Annotated in this window: 22 protein-coding genes; 9 read left to right on the top strand and 13 right to left on the bottom strand. The window is 63.4% G+C overall.

All coding sequences use genetic code 11. The annotated features are described in order from the left end of the window. The coding region (locus tag ACP5E6_RS07505) for a DUF6600 domain-containing protein (protein WP_427953395.1) at positions 1–1,874 on the bottom strand (1,874 nt) is incomplete at its 3' end. Between the two features lie 176 nt (positions 1,875–2,050). Between ACP5E6_RS07505 and ACP5E6_RS07510 the strand changes: the two genes are divergently transcribed. The 5 genes from ACP5E6_RS07510 to ACP5E6_RS07530 all read left to right on the top strand — a co-directional run bounded on the left by ACP5E6_RS07510 (position 2,051) and on the right by ACP5E6_RS07530 (position 7,047). Further along, positions 2,051–2,314 (top strand): hypothetical protein, encoded by a 264-nt coding sequence (locus ACP5E6_RS07510; RefSeq protein WP_427953397.1) that lies wholly within the window; start codon positions 2,051–2,053, stop codon positions 2,312–2,314. 246 nt (positions 2,315–2,560) lie between these two features. Then, a complete protein-coding gene (locus ACP5E6_RS07515; RefSeq protein WP_427953399.1) occupies positions 2,561–3,862 on the top strand; it encodes a DEAD/DEAH box helicase in 1,302 nt (433 codons plus the stop codon). Between the two features lie 325 nt (positions 3,863–4,187). Continuing rightward, complete coding sequence (locus tag ACP5E6_RS07520; RefSeq protein ID WP_427953401.1) at positions 4,188–5,231, top strand: NAD(P)-dependent alcohol dehydrogenase; 1,044 nt, start codon at positions 4,188–4,190, stop codon at positions 5,229–5,231. A 32-nt stretch (positions 5,232–5,263) separates the two neighbouring features. Next, the gene (locus ACP5E6_RS07525; RefSeq protein ID WP_427953403.1) at positions 5,264–6,280 is read left to right on the top strand and encodes an amidohydrolase family protein; all 1,017 of its coding nucleotides are present in this window, start codon (positions 5,264–5,266) and stop codon (positions 6,278–6,280) included. Next, positions 6,280–7,047, top strand: coding sequence for a metal-sulfur cluster assembly factor (locus tag ACP5E6_RS07530; RefSeq protein ID WP_427953435.1), 768 nt, complete (start codon positions 6,280–6,282; stop codon positions 7,045–7,047). The genes ACP5E6_RS07525 and ACP5E6_RS07530 overlap by 1 nt, the downstream gene beginning before the upstream one ends. Here the strand turns inward: ACP5E6_RS07530 and ACP5E6_RS07535 are convergent. Genes ACP5E6_RS07535 through ACP5E6_RS07550 form a run of 4 tightly spaced genes read right to left on the bottom strand, consistent with a single transcriptional unit; the run spans position 7,029 to position 13,011 of the window. After that, positions 7,029–7,967, bottom strand: coding sequence for a dimethyl sulfoxide reductase anchor subunit family protein (locus ACP5E6_RS07535; RefSeq protein WP_427953405.1), 939 nt, complete (start codon positions 7,965–7,967; stop codon positions 7,029–7,031). The two genes, ACP5E6_RS07530 and ACP5E6_RS07535, sit on opposite strands and share 19 nt — an antisense overlap. After that, positions 7,964–8,713, bottom strand: coding sequence for a 4Fe-4S dicluster domain-containing protein (locus ACP5E6_RS07540; RefSeq protein WP_427953407.1), 750 nt, complete (start codon positions 8,711–8,713; stop codon positions 7,964–7,966). Before ACP5E6_RS07540 ends, ACP5E6_RS07535 begins: the two co-directional genes overlap by 4 nt. Further along, positions 8,710–11,517: a molybdopterin oxidoreductase family protein gene (locus ACP5E6_RS07545; RefSeq protein WP_427953409.1), complete on the bottom strand. Its 2,808-nt coding sequence runs from the start codon at positions 11,515–11,517 to the stop codon at positions 8,710–8,712. Before ACP5E6_RS07545 ends, ACP5E6_RS07540 begins: the two co-directional genes overlap by 4 nt. 60 nt (positions 11,518–11,577) lie before the next feature. Next, positions 11,578–13,011, bottom strand: coding sequence for a pyridoxal phosphate-dependent decarboxylase family protein (locus ACP5E6_RS07550; protein ID WP_427953411.1), 1,434 nt, complete (start codon positions 13,009–13,011; stop codon positions 11,578–11,580). A 92-nt stretch (positions 13,012–13,103) separates the two neighbouring features. Between ACP5E6_RS07550 and ACP5E6_RS07555 the strand changes: the two genes are divergently transcribed. Next, positions 13,104–14,057, top strand: a complete 954-nt coding sequence (locus ACP5E6_RS07555) for an aldo/keto reductase family protein (RefSeq protein WP_427953413.1) — start codon at positions 13,104–13,106, stop codon at positions 14,055–14,057. On the opposite strand, the gene ACP5E6_RS07560 is transcribed toward ACP5E6_RS07555, so the two are convergent. From ACP5E6_RS07560 to pspA, 7 genes are read right to left on the bottom strand one after another with little or no spacing between them, the layout of a single operon-like run. After that, positions 14,058–14,702 carry a GIN domain-containing protein gene (locus ACP5E6_RS07560; protein ID WP_427953415.1) on the bottom strand — a complete coding sequence of 215 codons (645 nt, stop codon included), beginning with the start codon at positions 14,700–14,702 and terminating at the stop codon, positions 14,058–14,060. Then, complete coding sequence (locus tag ACP5E6_RS07565) at positions 14,702–15,337, bottom strand: GIN domain-containing protein (protein ID WP_427953417.1); 636 nt, start codon at positions 15,335–15,337, stop codon at positions 14,702–14,704. Before ACP5E6_RS07565 ends, ACP5E6_RS07560 begins: the two co-directional genes overlap by 1 nt. Further along, positions 15,334–15,597: a hypothetical protein gene (locus ACP5E6_RS07570; protein ID WP_427953419.1), complete on the bottom strand. Its 264-nt coding sequence runs from the start codon at positions 15,595–15,597 to the stop codon at positions 15,334–15,336. Before ACP5E6_RS07570 ends, ACP5E6_RS07565 begins: the two co-directional genes overlap by 4 nt. A 30-nt stretch (positions 15,598–15,627) precedes the next feature. Next, a complete protein-coding gene (locus ACP5E6_RS07575; RefSeq protein WP_427953421.1) occupies positions 15,628–16,020 on the bottom strand; it encodes a PspC domain-containing protein in 393 nt (130 codons plus the stop codon). A 40-nt stretch (positions 16,021–16,060) separates the two neighbouring features. Next, entirely contained in the window at positions 16,061–16,300 is a 240-nt protein-coding gene (pspB, locus tag ACP5E6_RS07580) for an envelope stress response membrane protein PspB (protein WP_427953423.1), read from the bottom strand. 2 nt (positions 16,301–16,302) lie between these two features. Continuing rightward, positions 16,303–16,521 (bottom strand): hypothetical protein, encoded by a 219-nt coding sequence (locus ACP5E6_RS07585; RefSeq protein WP_427953425.1) that lies wholly within the window; start codon positions 16,519–16,521, stop codon positions 16,303–16,305. Between the two features lie 38 nt (positions 16,522–16,559). Further along, entirely contained in the window at positions 16,560–17,243 is a 684-nt protein-coding gene (gene pspA, locus ACP5E6_RS07590) for a phage shock protein PspA (protein ID WP_427953427.1), read from the bottom strand. 177 nt (positions 17,244–17,420) lie between these two features. Here pspA and ACP5E6_RS07595 point away from each other — a divergent pair, with 177 nt between their 5' ends. Beyond that, entirely contained in the window at positions 17,421–18,377 is a 957-nt protein-coding gene (locus tag ACP5E6_RS07595) for a sigma 54-interacting transcriptional regulator (protein WP_427953428.1), read from the top strand. Between the two features lie 30 nt (positions 18,378–18,407). Next, positions 18,408–19,313, top strand: coding sequence for an agmatinase (gene speB, locus ACP5E6_RS07600; RefSeq protein WP_427953429.1), 906 nt, complete (start codon positions 18,408–18,410; stop codon positions 19,311–19,313). 44 nt (positions 19,314–19,357) lie between these two features. Here speB and rodA read toward each other — a convergent pair whose 3' ends face one another. Next, entirely contained in the window at positions 19,358–20,515 is a 1,158-nt protein-coding gene (rodA, locus tag ACP5E6_RS07605; protein ID WP_427953431.1) for a rod shape-determining protein RodA, read from the bottom strand. Positions 20,516–20,677: 162 nt separating this feature from the next. Between rodA and ACP5E6_RS07610 the strand changes: the two genes are divergently transcribed. Further along, positions 20,678–21,388, top strand: coding sequence for an SDR family NAD(P)-dependent oxidoreductase (locus ACP5E6_RS07610; RefSeq protein WP_427953433.1), 711 nt, complete (start codon positions 20,678–20,680; stop codon positions 21,386–21,388). The last annotated feature ends 85 nt before the right edge of the window (positions 21,389–21,473 follow it).

Below are 21,473 nucleotides of genomic sequence, written 5' to 3' on the forward strand. Positions count from 1 at the left end.
TGATAGGGCGCGGCGGGCGGATGGTATTGCGGGACCGGCGGGTGATAGGGCGCGGCGGGCGGATGGTATTGCGGGACCGGCGGGTGATAGGGCGCGGCGGGCGGATGGTATTGCGGGACCGGGTGGGCTTGCTGCGTCGGCGGGTGAAACTGGGGTTGTGGCGCCGGGCGGAACGGTGTCGCGGGGGGACGCGCCGCCTGGGGAGCGAGCGGGCGCGGCATCGTCTGCGGCGTCATTGGGCGGCCGATCGCCGTGGGGATCGGCCGCGTTGGGATCGGTTGGGGCGGGACCTGCGGTCGCGGGTTGAATCCGGGCCGGGAGGGCGGGGCCGCCTGGTTGCGCGGCATCACGCGGATCTGCGGTCGCACCACCGCCGGACGGATCGGGCCGGGGTGCCCGACCGGCAGTCCGCGCGATGCGGCGAACGGGGCGGGGCGCGGCGCCGGGGCAAGCCGGGGATGGATCGATCCGCCGGGAGCGGCGGGCAGCCGGCCGAATTGCGGGCCGGGATGTGGGCCGGTCTGTCCGCCTGGTTGCTGACCCTGAAGATAAGCCGGTGCCACCGGCCGGGCCGCGGCGAGGATTGTTTGCGGCGCGGGTCGCCCGAACCGTCCGACCGGGTCGCCCCGACGCATCGCCACGGCGGGAATCACGGTTGCGGCCTGGCGGTTGATCAACCGGGCCGGGGCATCGTTGTTGATGATCGTGGTGTTGTTAACGGTCACCACGCGGTTGACGTTGCGGACGTTATAATAGTTCACCTGCTGGACGTAGTGTGGCGGGCAGCGATACCAGGGGCGATAGACTTCATCGGGCGCGAGCGGCACCCAGCCGATCGATCCGGCGGCGAAGGCACCCGCGGTGATGCCGACTCCGATGGCGACGCCGGAGCCGACATTAAAGAAACTGACCAGCGCCGGCGCATAGACCGGTTGATAATAGGCCGGCGCCGCATAGGCGACCGGCGCCGGCGCCCAGCCCCAGCGGCCGCCATATTGCACCCAGCGGCCGTAATGGAACGGTGCGAAGCCCCAGGGGTCGTTGTCCACCCAGGTCCAGCCCCAGGGCGCGACATAGGCCCAATGGCCATCGCGATACGGCACCCAGCCCGCGGCGACGTTGGGGTACCAGACCGCGCCGTATGGGGCGGTCTGCGACCAGTCGCCATATTGGGAAAGCTGGTAGCCGCCGGTCATCTGGCTGACCACGGGTGGCACGTAGGGCGGCGGGGGGGCGTAGCGCACCGCGAGCATCCGTTCGGTGAAGGGATCGGTCTCGGCGGCACCGAGGGAGGCGCTGACCGGATCCGCGCCTTGCAGCGTCGCGGTTTCGCCGGGGGCGATGTTGAGGGCGACGTTCTGACCCTGCAACTGGGCGGCGCCGTCGATCACGGTGACCATGGTCGGCGTGGCTTGATCGCCGGCCAGGATGTCGTAGCGGCCGTTTTGGGAAATGGTGATGGTGCCGCGCGGCGTGGTGATGGCGTAATTATCGCCGGGGGCAAGGTCGCGCAGGTCGAGATAGGCCTCGCCCTGCGGCAGGGCCGCCTCGACCGTGCGCGGGCCGATGCTTGTGATCTGGAGCTCGCTGGCGGCGTTCAGGGTGATGCGGCTCCAGTCGATCGCGACGGCGGTCTCGGCACCGGGCGGGGTGTAGAGCGCATCGCCACTGGTGATCGGGTAATTCAGGGTGGCTGGTGTCCACTGACTGGCGCCGGCATTGTCGAACGAGACGTCGCCACGGACCAGGGCGATCTGGCCGACCCGTGCCGGTGGACCGCCGCTCGACTCCTGCGCATGGGCCGAACGCATGACCGGCAGGATGGTGCTGATCGATGTGGTCAGGACGAGGGCGAGGCGGAAGGGTGGTCGCATGGCGGTTCTCCAGTGATCCGATGCCTGTTTCGGCGTTCGTTGCGGCGTATTATCGCCCGGATCGCGGCAGGATGAAGGCGAAGCGTTGCCGGGCGTTACAATTTGGGCGGCATTCCGCCTCATGATCGCCACAAGCCACCCTATATATGGTCGGCAGAGTTCAATGAGGTGATATCATGAAACCGATACTGCGCAAGGGTTTGGTTTTGCTCGCGGCGGGTGCCGCGGCGATCGGATTGTCCGGCTGCGTCTATTATCCGAGCAGCTACGGCTATGGCGGCGGCTATGGCTATCCGGCCTATGTGGCGCCGGCGCCGGTGGTTTCCGGTAGTCTATTCCTCGGTGGCGGCTATTGGGGCGGCGGCTGGGGCGGCGACCACGACGGCTGGGGCGGTGGCCGCGGTGGTTGGGGCGGTGGCGGTTGGGGAGGGCGGCGCTGAGCCGGCGCTTGCCACCTGCGGTCGATCCGGTGTATGAGCTGCTCAACAGAACGATGCTCGTAGATGTGGCCGATCGGCCGCCGGCAGCGTTCACTGGATCGGCGGCGTCCGTCAGGATGTCCCATCCCAGGTTGGCGGCAGGTAAAACCAGACCTCGCGCTTCACCGGGCAGCTGTTCTACGCACGCTTCCTTAAACCGATATGCCGCGACCCGCTTCGGGCATTGCGGCGATGAAAGCTTTATCCTTGACCCTTTTTGCTGACCTCGGCCTCGCCGAGCCCGTTATTCGCGCCGTCACGGCCGAATCCTATACCACCCCGACGCCGATTCAGGCGCAATCGATTCCGATCATTCTCGAAGGACATGATCTGATCGGCATCGCTCAGACCGGCACTGGCAAGACCGCCGCTTTCGTGCTGCCCCTGCTGCACCGCATGGTCGAGAAACGCACCAACCCGGGCGCGCGTGGGTGCCGCACGCTGATTCTGGCGCCAACCCGTGAACTGGCCAACCAGATCGCCGAATCCGCGCGGGTCTATGGCAAGTTCATTCGCCCGAGTGTTGCCGTGGTGATCGGCGGCGCCAAACCCGGCCCGCAGGCGCGGCAGATGATGCCGGGCGTCGATATTCTGGTCGCGACGCCGGGACGGTTGCTCGATCATGTCTCGACCGGGGCGATCCGGTTGGATGGCACCGATACCATCGTGCTCGACGAAGCCGATCAGATGCTCGACCTTGGATTCATGCCGGCGATACGCAAGATTATGTCGATGCTGCCGTCGCGCCGTCAGTCGATCATGTTCAGCGCAACGATGCCCAAGCCGATTCGCGCGTTGGCCTCGGAATTTCTACGCAATCCGCGCGAGGTGGCGGTGAGTGTTGAATCCAAGCCGATCGACCGGATCGATCAGCGGGTGATGCTGCTGACCGGTGAGGCGAAGAAGGACGCGCTGGTGACCCTGATGCGTGAGCCGGACGTTGAACGCGCCATTGTGTTCACGCGGACCAAGCATGGCGCCGATAAAGTGTGCCGCCATCTGGAGGCGGCGAATATCGGCGCCTCGGCGATTCACGGCAACAAGAGCCAGAGCCAGCGCGAGCGGGCGCTCGACCAGTTTCGCCAGGGGCGGATCAAGGTGCTGGTGGCGACCGACATCGCGGCGCGGGGCATCGATGTCGATGGGATTTCTCACGTGGTGAATTTCGAACTGCCGAATATTCCGGAATCCTATGTGCATCGGATTGGGCGCACCGCGCGAGCCGGGGCGGACGGGGTTGCGGTGTCGTTCGTCGAGCCGGCGGAGCTCACCTATCTGCGCGACATCGAACGGCTGATCGGCAAGCAGCTCATCCCCGGCGGCGCGGTGCCGGTGCGTGGCGTGACGCCGCCGCATCTGAACCGCGCGCAGAACCAGCGTAGCGGCGGGCAGACCCGAGGTGGCGCGGCGACGCCGAAAACCGGACACGCCCGGCCACAGCAGCGCTCATACGCTGCACCCAGCCGCGGTCGCAGCGGCGGCGAGCGGTCGGCGGGACGGCCTGGCTAACGCAGCCTAGAGCGTTATGCTTTCAGCCTAACGCTCTATCTCTATGACTTTTCGAGCGATTTCATGCGATTATGTTGTCGCTCCCGCGTCAACTTAATCGCATATCGCTCTAGCGATCACATCGATCGAGTAGAAAGACCCCTGCCCTCACCCGGCGGGGGTTTTTTTGTGGCGAATCTGAACGCAACAGGTGTTGCATGCGATTGTTGCGAAGTGGAACAGCCTGGCTGACGTGATCCATGAAATTCATGGATTTTCGGGGCCGTCATGGTCTGGCACGAAGGATGCAAGGGAACCGCGGGATCGACCAACCGAGGATACAACCATGAAAGCAGCCGTCCTGCACGAGTATGACGAGGCGCTGAACAATCCGGTGTTCGTGACGTATGAGGACGTCCCCGATCCGGTGATCAAGGGCGCGAACGATGTGATCGTGCGGATCGGCGGCGCCGGGGTGTGCCGCACCGATCTGCATGTCATCGAGGGGATCTGGAGGAGCAAGGTGGATCTCACGCTGCCGCATATCCTCGGCCATGAGAACGCCGGCTGGGTCGAGGATTTCGGCAAGGGCGTGACTCATCTCAAAGTGGGGGACCCGGTGATCTGCCACCCGTTGATCACCTCAGGCCATTGCCTGGCGTGCCGGCGGGGGGATGACATGCATGCCGAGGAGAGCGAATTCCCGGGCATCAACGTCAATGGTGGATATGCGCAATATCTGCGGACCGGCGCGCGCTCGATCATCAAGCTGCCGGAGAGTCTGGCGCCGAAGGATGTGGCGCCGCACACCGATGCCGGACTGACCGCCTATCGCGCGGCGAAGAAGGCCTCGCGGCATCTGCTGCCGGGCGAGTTTGCCGTGGTGATCGGGGCGGGCGGGCTTGGTCATATCGGGATACAGGTATTGCGGGCGCTGTGCGCGGCGCGGATCATCATCGTCGATCGAGCCGATATGGCACTCAAGCTCGCGCAGGAATGCGGTGCGGATTTCGCGGTCAAGGCCGATGGATCGGAGGTCGAGGAGGTCATGCGCCTGACCAGGGGCAAAGGTGCTGAGGCGGTGATCGATTTCGTCGGCGAGGGGGACGCGGTCGCCAAGGGGCTGGCGATGACGCGCAATGCCGGATTTTATTATATCGTCGGCTACGGCGGCAAGATCGATATTCCCACGATCGATATGATTACGTCGGAAAAGACAATCGTCGGTAATCTGGTCGGCACCTATCCTGAACTGATCGAATTGATGGCGCTGGCGGACCAGGGGAAGGTGACCCTGGCGACACGTGAATACAAACTATCGGATGCGAATACTGCGTTGCACGATCTGCATCACGGCAAAGTCCGTGGTCGCGCCGTGCTGATTCCATAACCGTTCAATCAAACCGAGGAAACGAAACCACCATGTACAAGACGAACGACGGCGACGATATCTTCATCATCGATGGGCATGTGCATCTGTGGGATGCCAGCCCCGAGAATATCCGCAACATTCACGGCAAGCAGTTCATCGATTGTTTTTACGGCTATCACGCAGCACTCTCGCCGCCGGAGCAACTCTGGACCCCGGAGAAATTTGCGAAATATGGTGCCGAGCAGATGGTCCAGGATCTGTTCGTCGATGGGCCGGACGACATGGCGATCTTTCAGCCGACCTATCTGAAGGATTTTTATAAGAACGGCTTTAATACACTCGAACAGAACGCCATTCTGGCCAAGCGCTACCCCAATCGCTTCATTCTGAACGGCGCGTTCGACCCGCGGGACGGCGAAGGCGGACTCGAGGCGCTCGAGGCGCAGGCCGAAACCTACAAGCTAAAAGGCGTAAAACTCTATACCGCTGAATGGAAGGGCGATAGCCGGGGCTACAAACTGTCCGATCCGTCGGCCTATAAATATCTGGAGAAATGCGAGCAACTGGGCATTAAGAACATCCATGTCCATAAGGGGCCGACGATCATCCCGCTTGACCGCGATGCGTTCGATGTCGCCGATATCGACCATTGCGCCACGGATTTTCCGAATCTCAACTTCATCGTCGAGCATTGCGGTCTGCCGCGTCTCGATGATTTCTGCTGGATCGCCACGCAGGAATCCAATGTTTATGGCGGGCTCGCCGTGGTGTTGCCGTTCATCCATAGCCGGCCTGGATATTTCGCGAAGGTGATCTCGGAATTGCTGTTCTGGATCGGGGAGGACAAGATCCTGTTCGGTTCGGATTATGGCATCTGGACGCCGCGATGGCTGGTGGAATCGTTCATGAAGTTCCAGCTGCCGGATGAGGTCACGAAGGAGACCGGCAAGGAGCTGACCATGACCGCGAAACGCAAGATCCTCGGTGAAAACGCCGCCCGGCTCTATAATGTCGATATCGCGAGCCAGCGCGCGAAACTCGACCGGATGGACAAGGTCGCGGCGTGATGACCGCCCTGGAGGCGCGCATCGGTGAGGTGCGCGCCGCTCTCGATCAGGTGACCGATCCGGAACTCGATGAGAGCGTGGTCGAACTCGGCTTTGTCACTGGTATCGAGATCGACGGGGATGGTGCCGTGCGCGTCGGGTTCCGGCTGCCGACCTATTGGTGCGCGGCCAATTTTTCCTATCTGATGGCCGCGGACATGCGCGATGCGGTGCGTGCTCTGCCTTGGGTCAATACCGTGGCGGTGACTCTCGATGAGCATATGTTCATCGACGCGATCAATGACGGCATTGCCAAGGACAAGGATTTTTCCGACGCTTTCCCGGCCGAGGCCGGCAATGATCTGGCCGGTATCCGCCAGCATTTCGGCCTGAAGGCGATGGAGCGGCGACAAGAGGCTTTGTTGCGCCATCTGCTCGCGGCGGGTCATGCGCCGCAGGCGCTCGTTTCACTCGATCTTGCCGGCCTGGCGGCGCTTGCGCTCGATGCCGCGGGTGCTGAGCTGCGCAGACGCTATCTCGAACGCCGGGGTCTGGTTGGCGGATTGCCGCTTGCATTCGTGACCAGCACTGGTGAACGGATCATGCATGAGACCCTGGCGGTTTATCTGCGTCATATCAGCCGCGTGGGGCTGAATGCCGAATTCAACGGCGCGCTCTGTCGCGGACTGCTCGCGGTGCGCTATGGCGGCGCACCGCAACCGCTGCCGGCCGAACCTGGTTTGGCGGATTTCATGCGCCAGAGCAGCCCTCAGACCGCCCGGCCGTAATAGATCGTGGCGACATGTGTCGCCTCGGCAAAGAACAGCCAGCGCTCGATGAATAACCCGGCGGCGGCGAAGATTACGGCAAGCGGCGCCGTGATCATCGGCGCACCACCCAGAACCGCGATCGCGGCCAGCGCGCAGGGTATGGCGAAGGCCGCGATCATCGCGATGCGGCGCAGTTTCAACGCATGTTTGCGGGCGACCTGATAGCCCATTTCGCGCAGGATATAGTTTTCGGTGAAATGCGGCTGATCGAGCGGCGTGACCGTGCCAAACGCGGCGAGGCCGGTGGCCGACGCCAGAGTTGTCAGCGGTGATTGTGCATCGATGCAGCGCCAATAAAGGGTTTTGGCGAGCGCCGCCGCCGCGCCTGCCGCCACAACGACCACGCCAGAGGCCACTGCATGGCCGGTCCAGAGGCCGATCAGCGCCGCGAGCAACACGGCGCCGGAAAACAGGGCGAAAATCAGATAATCCGGCATGGTATGTGCGTTGTGCCACTGGCGGATCGGCTTGAGACTGGCGTAGATCATTGCGGTACAATAAACCGTCACCAATCCCAGCGCCGCGGCCAGCAATCCGACCAGAATGGTCGAGCGGGCTCCGGTTCCGGCAACGTACCATAGCGCCGCGAAGGCCAGGGCCGGCGGATAGGCCAGGATCGACGCGACGCCCTCGCGTGACAGCCATGATGAGCGCCACTGGCTGAACGCCCGCCACGCCCGCTCCGGATGGCCGAGATGAAGGGTGGAGGCGATCAGGCCGCCGCTGGATAGGGCCAGCGCGACCGCTACGGCCACCGGCACGAACCAGGGCGATGCCGGCAGCAGACCCAAGGCGGCGAACACGCCGAGCCAAGCCAGCAGACCGTAGCCGAAGCCGGTCAATGTCGTCAGCAGCAGAACCGAAGAGGCGGGCGTCATCGTGAAAGAACCCGATCGACCAGTGTCAGCAATGCCGCACCGAGGCCGGTGCCGGCGCGGACCGGGGTTTCGGTGGCGTGGGTCGGGATCATCGCGCGGCGGGGGGGCAGGTATTTATTGACCGGGCGATAGCCGAGTTCGGGCATCAGATCGACCCCACCGCGCGCGGCGACCAGTTTCGAGACGTTGCTGTCAGGGTCGGCGAAGTCGCCGAAGTGGCGCGCGCGCGAGGGGCAGGTGGCGACGCAGGCGGGTTCGCGTTCGGCTTCGGGCAGGCTGGTGTTGTAGATGCGGTCGATACAGAGGGTGCATTTCTTCATCACGCCGGCATCCTCGTCGAATTCGCGCGCGCCATAGGGGCAGGCCCAGGAGCAGAGTTTGCAACCGATGCAGATGTCGGTGTTGACGAGAACGATGCCGTCTTCCGCGCGTTTGTAGGAGGCGCCGGTGGGGCAGACGGTGACGCAGTGCGGTTGCTCGCAATGGAGGCAGGAGCGCGGGAAATTGACGGTCCGGCCGCCGCAGCCATCGGCCTTGCCCTCGGCCTCATAGGAGTGGATGCGGTTGAACCAGACACCGTCAGGCTCGGCGCCGTATTTGTCGTAATCGGGCAGCGGTGCGTGGTGGCCGCCGGTGTTCCATTCCTTGCAGTTCACCGCACAGGCGTGGCAGCCGACGCAGGTATCGAGATCGATCACGAGGCCAAGTTTGCGTGATCCGGTGCTGGGCAGGGGGAGCGATGTCATTCGGCGGCAACCCTGGGTGAATAGGCTGATGGACTCATCATCGGTTGGGTTTCCTCGATCGTTTCGGGCGCGCATTTCTCGATCCGCACGGTGAGATCGAACCACGCTGCCTGCCCGGTCACCGGATCGGAATTCGACATCCGATGCCCCGCATTATCCACCGGCAGATATTCCGAGATAATGTGATTGAGCAGAAATCCCCGCCTGGATTCCGGTGCGTCATGCGCGAGTGACCAGGCGCCGGTGCGTTTGCCGATTGCGTTCCAGGTCCATACCGTGTTCGGATTGACGCCGTCCATCACCCGGATCTGGCATTTCACCCGCCCGTTGCGGGATTCGACCTCGATCCAGTCGTCATCGGCCAGATCATGGGCCGCCGCCAGATCACGGTGCATATAGAGCCGGTTTTCCGACAATATCTGGCGCAACCAAGCGTTTTGCGAACCCCATGAATGATACATCACCATCGGCCGCTGCGTGATCGCGTGCAGAGGGAACCGTTTTAGATCCGTCATGGTCTCCTCGACCGGCGGATACCAGATCGGCAACGGGTCCATCACCTGCAACAGGCGCGGGCGCAACCGGGACGGTGGCACGCGCCGGCCATGCCCCTCGGCGGCCAGATGGAAACTCTGGAGGATTTCGCTGTAGAGATGCAGAACGATCTGCTCATCGGAATCAATCAACCCCATCTCTTTCGCGCCCGACAGATAGGCCTGGTTGGCATGTTTGTAATAGAGTTGCTCTTCCGGCAGATGATGCTGCCAGAACCCTTTGTTCTCGACATAGCGTCGCAACTGATCCGGGTTCGGCGCGCCCTTGCCGATTGCCGTGCCATCCACGCCGCGAAATCCCGCCAATGGCCCCACACCGGGCTTGCGCTGATGATTGACCATGTAATCAGCGTAGGAATCGTAGAGTTTACTGCCGTGCGCATCGACGAAATGCGGCAGGCCCAGGCGCCCTGCCAGATCGATCAGGACATCCTGGAACGGCCGCACATCGCGATCCGGTGTGAGCACCGGCACGCGGATGGCGTCCGCCGGGCCATGCGCGGTGCCGATCGGGCGATCCAGTAACGAAATACAGTCATAGCGCTCCAGATAGGTGGTGTCGGGCAGGACGATATCGGCATAGGCGATGGTTTCCGAAGCAAACGCGTCGGCATAGATAATAAAGGGAATGCGGTAATTGCCGGCATCGTCATGCGCGGTCAGCATCCTGGTCGTCTCGCCGGGGTTCATCGCCGAATTCCAGGCCATGTTCGACATATACATGAACAGCGTATCGATTTTGTCCGGCCCGGCCTCATAGGCCTCGGCGATCACCATATGCATCAGACCGTGGATGCCGAGCGGAGCTTCCCAGGAAAAGGCGCGATCCAGCCGCAGGGCCTCGCCATCGTCGTCCACCAGGAGATCGTCCGGACTGGAGGGAAAACCGAGGACGGTGGCGGTGATCGCGCCGTCGGCATCGCGGGTCATGCCGCCTGGCCCGGGACCGGCGGGGATTGGTTTGGGGTAGGGCGATTTGTAGCGCCAGGATCCCGGCGTATCGACCGCGCCGATCAACATCTGCAGCACGTGGATCGCGCGGCAGGAGTGAAATCCATTGGAGTGGGCTGAAATGCCGCGCATGGCATGCATCGCGACCGGTCGGCCCGTCATCGTCGCGTGGGTGCGGCCGGCGGTGTCGGTCCAGGGTTGATCGATGCTAATCGCCTGGTTGAACGCAACCTCGGCGATTTCGGCGGCGATCCGGCGGATGTCGGCGGCGCTGACGCCGCAGCGCGCGGCCACCGCCTCGGGCGCATACGCCGGCGCGCTGTAGCGCTCGGCCAACACCGCGAAGGCGGGATGCGCTGGCCGACCGTCCGGAAGAGTGAATGTGCCGAGCAGCGCGGGATCGATGCCAACCGCTGTTGCCGCGGTCAGCGCCTGGGTCTTCCGGTCGAACGCTAATGGCCGCCCCTCGGCGTCGCGCGCGAACAGCCCGTTATCGGCGGCTCCGGGGGCATCGATCACCAGATAATGGGCATTGGTGTAACGGATCAGGAATTCGGTATCGATCGAGCCGCTCTCGAGCAGGCAATGGATCAGTGCGAGCACGAACAATCCATCGGTTCCCGGCGTCATCGCAACGAATTCATCGGCGACGGCCGAGTAGCCGGTGCGGATCGGGTTGATCGAAATGATTTTGGCACCCCGCTCCTTTAATTTGGCAAGACCAAGCTTGATCGGGTTCGAATCATGATCTTCCGCGACACCGAACAGCAGGAACAATTTGGCATGCTCCCAGTCAGGCTCACCGAACTCCCAGAACGCGCCGCCGACCGAGTAAAGTCCGCCGGCCGCCATGTTGACCGAGCAGAACCCGCCATGGGCGGCGAAATTCATCGTGCCGAACATCCGCGCGAAATGCCCGGTCAGTGATTGTGACTGGTCACGCCCGGTGAACAGCGCAAATTTGTTGGGGTCGGTCGCACGGATCCGTGCAAGGCGATCGGTCACGATCGCCATCGCCTCATCCCATTCGATCTCGACGAATTCGCCTGAGCCACGCGGCCCGACGCGCTTGAGCGGCTTGCGCAGGCGTGCGGGCGACAGCGCCGTCATGATTCCGGCGGACCCTTTGCCGCACAATACACCACGGTTCACCGGGTGATCCCGGTTGCCCTCGATATAGCGGAGTTGACCATCCTTGAGATGAACCTTGATGCCGCACCGGCACGCGCACATGTAGCACGTAGTATAGGCAACCGCGTCGCCGATCGGTGCGGCGTAGTCGATTCTATCATCTGGCATGGGATACCTCTGAGACCAGTATGGGTACGAAGCCGCGCAACGTCCATGAAACCGGGACGATCAGTTCGATCTGCCCCGCCGATCGATCGCCGCCGCCGCCACCGCCGCCACCAGCGCATCGACATCGGCGGCGGTGGTGCGATGATTGACGATCGCCGCGCGCAGCACCCGCATCCCGCCGATCACCGTGGTCGACACCACGAAGCCGCCCGCCTCCTGCAAATCCGCCGCGAGATCGGCGTTGAGATCATCGAGCGCGGGGCCACCATCATCGACGCGGAAGCATACGATGTTCAGCGTGACCGGTGCGACCACGCGCAGCATCGGTGTCATGGTGATCTGCGCCGCCAGATGCTCTGCCAGATCGCAGGTCTGATCGACGATCTCACCCAGCCGTGCGGTTCCGTAAGCCTCGATCGTCATCCACACTTTCAGCGCCCGAAATCCGCGCGATAAATCCGGCCCCAGGTCGCATGGCCATGGCGCACCGCCCGCCAGGCCGCGCGATGCCGTAGCCAGATACGAAGCGTCCTGCGCGAAACTATCGAGCATCCATTGGCGCTCGCGCACCAGAATGCAGCCTGAGTCATATTGCACCTGCGCCCATTTGTGAAAATCGAACGCCACCGAATCTGCCTCGCCGATGCCCTCGATCATACCCGCTCGCGTGGGTGACAGTGCAAGCAGCGCGCCGAACGCCGCATCGACATGCAGCCACAGGCCGCAACGCGCGGCCACCGCAGCCAAGGCGCGCAGATCATCGATCGCGCCGACATCGACACTTCCGGCCGTGCCGATCAGCATGAACGGGGCCAGCCCCGCCGCGCGGTCCGCGGCAATCATTGCTTCGAGAGCGGCGACATCGATCCTCCCGGCCGCATCGATCGCGACCAGCCGCAGCGCATCGCGCCCTAGTCCGGCCATGTCGAACGCGCCCGGTACACAGCGATGCACCCCCGCTTGCGCGTAGCCGACCAGGCGCCGATCCCCAACGCCCAAGCGACGCACCGCCGCGCCGACGAATCGCCGGCGCGCGCAGATCACTGCAATGAAATTCGCGATCGATGATCCGGTCACCAACAGCCCGCCGGTGCGTTCGGGCAGGCCGAGCATCGCTGCCGACCACGCGATCACCTGCCGCTCGACCGCAAGGCCGACATGATCACGCCCGCCGCAATTCTCGTTCAAGCCGCCGGCCAGCAACTCGGCCAACATGCCCACCGGATTGCCGCCGCCCTGCACCCAACCCATGAAGCGCGGGTGCACATTGCCCGACGCATAGGGCGCTATGTTCGCCGCGAATCGCGCATAGGCCGCCGCCGCGCCAATACCGTGCACCGGGGCCTCGCCCTCAAATGCCGCCCGCTGCGAAGGCGGCATCGGCTGCCACACCGGTCGATCGGCGATCCCGGCTAGTCGATCGATCATGTCATCCATCATCCGATGGCCGAGCGCGCGCAATTCGGTCCAATCCTCAGGGTCCAATGTGCTCATGCCATCGTCCTATCGAGCGCGGTGATCCGGGTCAAAGGGTTGCACCGGCCGCCTCGCGACGCAATCTGTCGCCTCAGAAGAAGGAACTCATCATGCAATACCGCAAACTCGGCTCCAGCGACCTCACCGTCTCGACCATCGCGCTCGGCTCGTGGCTGACCTATTCCGGCGGCGTCGAGAAATCCCGCTCGATTGCCTGCGTCAGGCGCGCGCTCGACCGCGGGATCACCCTGATCGACACCGCCAACATTTATGGCAAGGGGGCGGCCGAAACCGTGCTCGGCGAAGCCCTCGCGGATGTGAAACGTGATAGCTACGTGCTTGCCACCAAACTCTATTTCCCGATGACCGAGACCGACAAGGGGCTATCACGCACCCAGATCGCAAAACAGCTCGACGCCTCGCTGCAACGCTTGCGGGTCGATCACGTCGATCTCTATCAATGCCACCGCTACGATGCCGACACCCCGCTGCACGAGACGATGGAAGCCCTGACCGCCGCGGTGAAATCGGGCAAAACCCGCTATATCGGCTTCTCCGAATGGCCGATCGAGAAAATCCGCGAAGCCACCGAAATGATGGGCGTGGAAAAATTCGTCTCCAGCCAGCCGCAATATTCGCTGATCTGGCGCAAGCCGGAAGCCGAAATCATCCCCTATTGCGCGGCGCACGGCATTTCTCAAATCGTCTGGTCACCGCTCGGTCAGGGTATTCTCACCGGTAAATACAAACCCGGCGCCGAACCCCCCGCCGGTTCGCGCGCCACCAGCGCGACCATGGGCCATTTCCTGCAGGATTTGCCTGAACGCCGCGCCGTGCTCGAAGCCGTGCAGGCGATGCAGCCGCTCGCCGCTCAGGCGGGCCTCAGCCTCGCGCAATTCGCGCTCGCCTGGGTGCTACGCGAACCCAATATCGCTTCTGCGATCATCGGCGCTTCGCACCCGGATCAGATCGACGAGAACATCAAGGCGGCGGATTCACTGGTTCCCCCTGCCCTGTTCGCCCAAGCAGAGGCGTTGCTGATGCCGACGCTCAAAGCCGCCTGATCACTTCAGGCTGATTACGCCATAGGCGAGGGTTTTGAACTGATGGATCGGCGGGTGGCCGAACACCTCCACCCGCCCTTCGCCATAAAGCGTGATCCGTGCTTGCCGCCGGGCGAAGACGAGCAGATTGCCCTGACCACGAACCAGGGTGGTTACTGTATTCGCGTAAAGATGGCCGGCGTCGATCGAGGCGACACCGCGTGAGATCAGGGTGAAACGGCCGACCGAGCCGGTGAGCGTCGCGGCGGCCGCGCCGTTGTTGGTCAGGCTGAAGGCGGCACCGGCGAGTCCGGTCATGCTGGCGTGGATCAGGCCGCGCAGGTCGATGCTGGTGATTGCGGGGGTGGTGATCGTGATCGTCACGGTTTCGTGCCGCGGCAGATCGAGGCCACGTGGCCGCGTGATGCTGAGAACACCCTGGGTTACGCCGATTCGCAGATTCTCGATCAGATAGGGATCGCCGGTCAGCCGCACGGATTGGCGGGCGGCGGTGGTGAGATCGAGCACGAAGCGGCCATTGAGTTGGAGGGCGGAAAACGGCGCGATGGCGAGGTGTCCGCCGGGCGCTGCCGGCGCGGGAGACGGCGGCAGCGCCATCATCAAGGCCGCTACGACGATAAGGGTAAGGCGGCCAGATGCGCGCATCAGTCAAACGTGACTGAGCCGACGCCGCTCTCGGCCACGTCGCGTACGGGGGGGTTGCCCGCAATCGTTGCCGATCCGACCCCGCTGACCGACACATAGGCGGCATGATTGGCATGGCCGCGCAACGACCCGGCGCCGCTGATGTCGACCACCAGATCGTCGGTGATCAGCCGGCTGGCGTTGATGCTGCCGGTGCCGCTCACCGAAAGCAGGGCCTTGGTAACCGATCCGGCCACGGTGATCGAGCCGGCACCGGCGATACGCAGGGCAAAACTCGCCCCGCTCAGGCCGCGCAGCGTACCGCTGGCAACACCGCCGACATCAACCCGATCAAGGCGCGGGGCCGTCACGGTCAATACCACTTTGTCATCACCGCCGAACACCGTGACATTGTCGGTCCGCACATTGAGCACGCCGGCGACGACTGTCAGGCGCAACCTTTTAAGCACGGCGGGGCGCGCGGTCACGCTCACTGACTGGCGCGGCGCCTCGACGAATTCAAGCCGCGCCACCCCCGCGATGCGGATCGCGTGAAACGGAGCAAGCGCAGGATGCTCGGTCTTCGCGTCAGCCTGTGGCGCGCCTGTGGCAACGATGGCGCCGGCGGCAAGGGCGATGAAGGCGATTCGTTTCACAAAACGAAGACCGCACTCCGCACCGGGCGCACCGCGTGGCCGGAACCGAGCGCCGCTTCACCGGCACCGCCGGCCAAGGCGAGGGCGAAGGAAATCGCGAGGCAGGCGGCGAGGGCAAAGCCGATGGCCGGGCCGATGATCAGAGCAAGGCGCCCTGCGTCATGGTCAGGTCGCACCGTCGCGGTGGTTGTCATTCCGCGATATGGCGGCGATTGCGGCGATGGGGCCGGCACGCGGTGCCCGATGAGTTTTTCGGTCATAACATATGTCCTAACGAGACGATTTCAATTTTACAGCCGGTCGAACCGGCGGCGCAACAGGCGGTCGGGGTCGCTGGCCCGGGCTTCGAGTCGTGCGAGCCGCAGATCGAGCGTGGCAAAGCGTGCAGCCAAGCCGTCGATCAACGGTAGCGGGGCGGGCGGCACGTCTGGCATGCGTGGCGGTGCGACATGATCGCGCAGTGCGGACAGGCGCCGCGACACGGAGCCGCGACCATGACGGATGAAGGCGGCAAATCCGAGATAGCCCAGGATCGCGAAGATCGGATGCCACAGCAGCACGAGCACGGCAACGGCGCGGAGGGTCCAGGCTGGCACGTCGATAAAGGCGGCGAGTGCCGCGCATACGCCGGCGAGCAGGCCGCGGCGGGAGGTGATTTGGGTTTCGAATTCGGGACGGCTCATGGTGGTGCTCATGGTGTGATGACCTTGGGTGACATCGAATTCAGACGGTCGCGGTGTAGGATCGATCGGCATCGAGGAGGGCGCGTTCGAGTGTGGCAACCCGCTGCTCCAGCCGTTGCGCGGTGGCGGCAAGGGTGGTGAGGCCAGCTTCCAACCGCTGGATTTCGGCCCGATTGGCGCCGCCGCGCCGATAATGCAGCCAGAGCCAGAGCGGAGCGACGAACAACATGAAGGCGCTGCCCAGCGGCACGGCAACCGCAACCAATGTGGTGTCGGGCACGGCTAAACCTCCGTTCCATGGGGATACGATTGTTCCGCGTCGAGCAGCGCGCGCTCCAGCATGGTCACCCGTTGTTCGAGCCGCTGCGCGGTGGCCGACAGGTTTTCGATCGTCTGCCGGTCTGTGTTCGATAACGCCGCGCCGCGATACTGGAGGTGCATCTTGTACGCCTTGAAGCCATACACGCTGAGGATCGCGATGATCGGGATCAGAAATGGCATGTAATCCAGCATGAAACCTCTCCCTGGTTGTTGAAGGCCTAGGCAGCCTTTTCTTCAGGCTTGATCCGCGATTTTAACGCGGCCAGTTCGCGCTCGACCTGATCATTGGCCTCCAGCGCCGCAAATTCCTCGGCGATACTCGGCTCGGTCGGGCGCCGTCCCAAATCATACGCCTCGGCGCGCCCCTCCATCATGTCGAGGTTACGTTCCACCTGTTCGAACCGGGTGAACGCATCGGTCACGCGTTCGTCATAGAGCGACTGCTTCACTTTTAGCCGCGTCGTCGCACTCTGCTGGCGCAGCAAGATCGATTTTTCGCGTGATTTCGCGTCATCGAGCTTGGCCTGAAGCTTACCGACATCCTCGTTCTGCTGCGCGATCGCGGTTTGCACCGCCTCGATCTGGGTCTGTGCCTCGGCAATCGCCTGAGCGGCACGGGATTTTGCGAGCAACGCCGCCTTGGCCAGATCCTCGCGGCCGCGCTGCACCGCGAATTCGGCCTTACGATGCCACTCATCCCGATCCCGCATCAGCGCCGCAATCCGGCGCTCGACCTCGCGGCGCTCCGCGATCAACCGCACCGCCGCCGAGCGCACCTCGACCAGCGTGTCCTCCATTTCCTGGATCACCAGACGGATCACTTTCTGCGGATCTTCCGCCCGGTCGAGTAATGCGTTGAGGTTGGAATTAACGATGTCGGACAGGCGCGAGAAAATCCCCATGGGATCCTCCTTTTGAGTGAGAGAGGTCGTTGCCACAGGTTTTGCAGGTTCTGTGCCAATCGCCTCTGATGTGACGGATCACCATAACTCATTGATTTACAATTATTTCGCCGATCATCGTTGCCAAGCGGCGCCGGAATATGCTAATAATTAGCACCAATTATTGGGATCTGTAACATGACCGTCACGGTGTCCGCCGGACCGGCGCAGGCCAATCTGATCGGCGAAAGCGCGGCGTTTCGCGCCATGCTCGCCCATGTCTCCGATCTTGCCCCGATCGATCGTCCGGTTCTGGTGATCGGCGAACGCGGCACCGGCAAGGAGCTGGTCGCCAGTCGGCTCGCCCTGCTCTCGGCCCGCTGGAACCAGCCACTGCTGCAACTCAACTGCGGCGCCCTCACGGACTCGCTGCTCGATTCCGAATTATTCGGTCACGAGGCCGGCGCCTTCACCGGCGCCACCCGCCGCCGTGCCTCACGCTTCGAACTCGCCGATCGCGGCACGCTCTTTCTCGATGAAATCGCCAATGCCTCGTTGGCGGTGCAGGAGAAGCTGCTGCGCGTGATCGAATACGGCGTGTTCGAGCGCGTTGGCGGCAATGACCTTATCCGGGTCGATGTTCGCGTCATCGCCGCCACCCATGAAGATCTGCACGCAAGGATCGCCGCCGGAAAATTCCGCGCCGACCTGCTCGACCGCCTTGCGTTCGATGTCATCCGCATCCCGCCGCTACGCGACCGCGGCGAGGACATTCTTCTGCTCGCCGACCATTTCGCCCAACGCATGACATCGGAGCTTGGCCGGGATTTTTTTGCCGGCTTCACGCCTGCCGCACAGGCGCAGCTGCTGGCTCATACCTGGCCCGGCAATGTTCGCGAGCTGCGCAACGTGGTCGAACGCAGCCTCTACCGCGAAGCGGACTGGCAATCTCCCCTCGCCCATATCCGCCTCAACCCGTTCGGTACCGCGCCACGATCCGACGATACCGCCGCCCTCGCCGCCCATCTCGCTGAACACCGCCACAATCAGCGCAAGACCGCGGTTGCACTTGGCATCAGCTACGACCAGCTCCGCCACAGGCTCCGTAAGGCCGGACTGATCGGCGCAAAATCGGCTGATCCTTCATTGACTTGACCAGAGGGTGTCGGCTGATAGGCTGGCGCCATGATTGAGCAGCCGACCTTCGCAACCTCACCGTTTTTTCTGGGATTATCCAATACCGACCGCAACGCGCCCTTCGTGATCGCCGGTATTCCGCTGGACATCGGCGTCACCAATCGTGCCGGCGCGCGGTCCGGTCCGGCCGCGATCCGCACTGCCTCGCGTATGCTCGCGGGCAACGACCATCCGCATCATTGGGTCAGCGTCGATGCGATGCCGATTGCCGACATCGGCGATTTCGCGATCGCGCTCGGCGATATTCCCCGCAGCCTCGCGCTGATCGAACAGCAGGCGGCCCCGCTCAACCACCTTCTCGCGCTCGGTGGCGAACACGGCATTACCCTCGCGCTGTTACGCGCCTTGTCGAAACGGCTACGCTCGCCGCTCGGTTTGGTGCATTTCGATGCCCATGCCGATACCTGGGACGAAAATTTCGGCCAGGCCTACAGCCACGGCTCGGTGTTCTTTCACGCGATCAACGAGGGACTGGTCGATCCGCGCCGCATGATCCAGATCGGCATCCGTTCGCCGCTACCGCGCGCGACCTATGACTGGACGGTCGGCAAAGGCGTCACCATCCTCTCGGCACAGGATGTGCATGAAATAGGCATCGCGGCCACCGCCGAGCGTATCCATGCGGTGGTCGGCGCGCAGGAACCGACCTATCTGAGCTTTGATATCGACTGCCTCGACCCCGGCTGCGCGCCTGGCACTGGCACGCCGGAAATTGGCGGTCTCGCCTCGTTTCAGGCTCAGGCGCTGATTCGCCGCCTTGGTGGCATCGATTTCGTCGGCATGGACCTGGTCGAGGTTGCCCCCGCTTACGATGTCAGCGAGATCACTGCCCTCGCCGGGGCCACCATGGTGTGGGAGTATCTCGCGCTGCGGCAGGCTAATGCTTCAGGCTGAGAGTCCTTCAAGCTGAGGACACCGCCGGGGCGCGGCGAACCCGCCTAATCCTCGCTTTGCGCGAATTCCACATCTCGATGGACATGGATCGACATCAGCACACCGAAACCGAGCATTACGGCGGTGAGGGCAGAGCCGCCATAGGAGACAAGCGGCAGCGGAACACCGCCAACCGGAATGAGGCCCATGACCATGGCGAGGTTGACGAAGCAGTAGAGGAACAGGTTGGTGGCGATGCCGAGCGCCGCGAGCCGGCCGAATTGGTGGCGGCAGCGGAGTGCCGTGTAAATCGCCATCGTGACCATCGAAACCAGCAAGCCGAGCAGAACGATGGAACCCGCGAAGCCGAATTCCTCGGCAATGATGGTGAAGACGAAGTCGGTCTGTTTTTCGGGTAGGAAGTTGAGCTGGTTCTGGGTGCCGTGCAGAAAGCCCTGCCCCCACATACCGCCGGAGCCGAGCGCGATTTTGGATTGGATGATGTTGTAGCCGGCACCGAGCGGGTCGCGGCCGGGATGGAGAAAGGTGAGAATGCGCTGCTTCTGATAGCCATGTAGATGGGTGTAGGCGAAAGGAGCGATGATGGTGACGAGGGCGATGACGATGGCGAATTTCCACCAGCGCACGCCAGCACCAAGCAGGATGGCGCCGCCGATACTCATTGTGATGACGGCGGTGCCGAGATTGGGTTCCTTGAGGATCAGGGCGGCGGGGAGCAAGATGGCGAGGACCGGTGGGATCAGGAACAGCGGATTGCCGACGCGCTCATAGCTGGCACGCTGGAACCAGGACGCAAGGGCGAGGATCAGAAACAGCTTCATGAGTTCGGAAGGTTGGACGTGAACACCACCGACATCGAGCCAGCGCTTGGCACCGAGCCCGACATGGCCGAACTTCCAGACCGCGAGCAGAAGAACGATGCCGATGCCGTAGAGCGGCCAGGCGAGTTTGGCGATGATGCGGATGTCGATCATGGCGATCGCGATCATCATGATGAGGGCGGCGAAGAATCGCTCGATCTGCGGCGTCGCGTAGGGATGGCCGTGGCCGCCCGCGGCGGAGTAGAGCGCGGCATAGCCAATGCCGGCCAGGCCACAACAAGCCAGCACGAAGAGCCAGTTCACCCGGAGCAGCTTGGTCGCAATGCCGAAGGAACGATCATATTGCGGGCGATAGAATTTTGTGGCGAGCGGCGTATTCATGGCGGTGAGGGTCTCGGATGGAGAAGAGGAATTAAGCATACGTCGCGTGCTTGGCCTTGTCACATCAGCGTAGGCGGCGTCGGGTCGGGAAAACCGGGCACGGCGGATGGCGCGCCAGCGTCAATCGTGGTCTGATCGGTTGTTAAGGGGGGAGATTGCACCATGACACCAGAAACACCCACACCGTTTCGCCGCGTGCTGATCGTCGGCGCCGGATCAGGGCTGAGCGCATCGCTGGCGCGGATATGCGCCGAGGGCGGCATGACCGTGGCGCTCGCCGCCCGCACGATCGAAAAACTCGCGCCACTCTGCGCGGAACTCGGCGCCTATGCGTTTCCCTGCGATGCGGGCGATGCCGGGTCGGTCGCCGGATTGTTCGCGGCGGTGGATGCGGCGATCGGTCCACCCGATGTCGTGATCTATAACGCATCGGGGCGGCTGCGCGGGCCGATCGAAAGCCTCGATCCTGCTGCCGTTGCCAGGGTGCTCGACGTTACCGCATTTGGTGGTTTTCTCGTTGCCCGGCAGGCCGCACAGCGCATGGTTCCCCGCCGGCACGGCGTGATCCTGTTCACTGGCGCTTCGGCGAGTATCAAGGGATATCCGAACTCGGCACCGTTCGCGATGGGTAAATTCGCCCTGCGCGGCTTGGCCCAGAGCATGGCACGGGAACTTGCCCCCCAAGGCATCCATGTTGCGCATGTCGTGATCGATGGCGGCATCGCCTCGCCCACCCGCCCGGTTGCCGCCGATTCACCGGACGGTTTGCTCGACCCCGGCGCGATCGCGCAATCCTACTGGCACCTCATGCATCAGCACCGCAGCGCCTGGACCTGGGAGATCGAGCTGCGGCCATGGGTCGAGAAATTCTAATTGCCGGCGACCATGCGACGGTCAGGTCGCTGCGTGCGTCGTTCGTGATACGGGCGGGATGGCAACCGGATCGGCGAGGTCAGGG

The organism is Acidiphilium sp., from assembly GCF_049977125.1.
In the GTDB taxonomy this organism is placed as follows: domain Bacteria; phylum Pseudomonadota; class Alphaproteobacteria; order Acetobacterales; family Acetobacteraceae; genus Acidiphilium.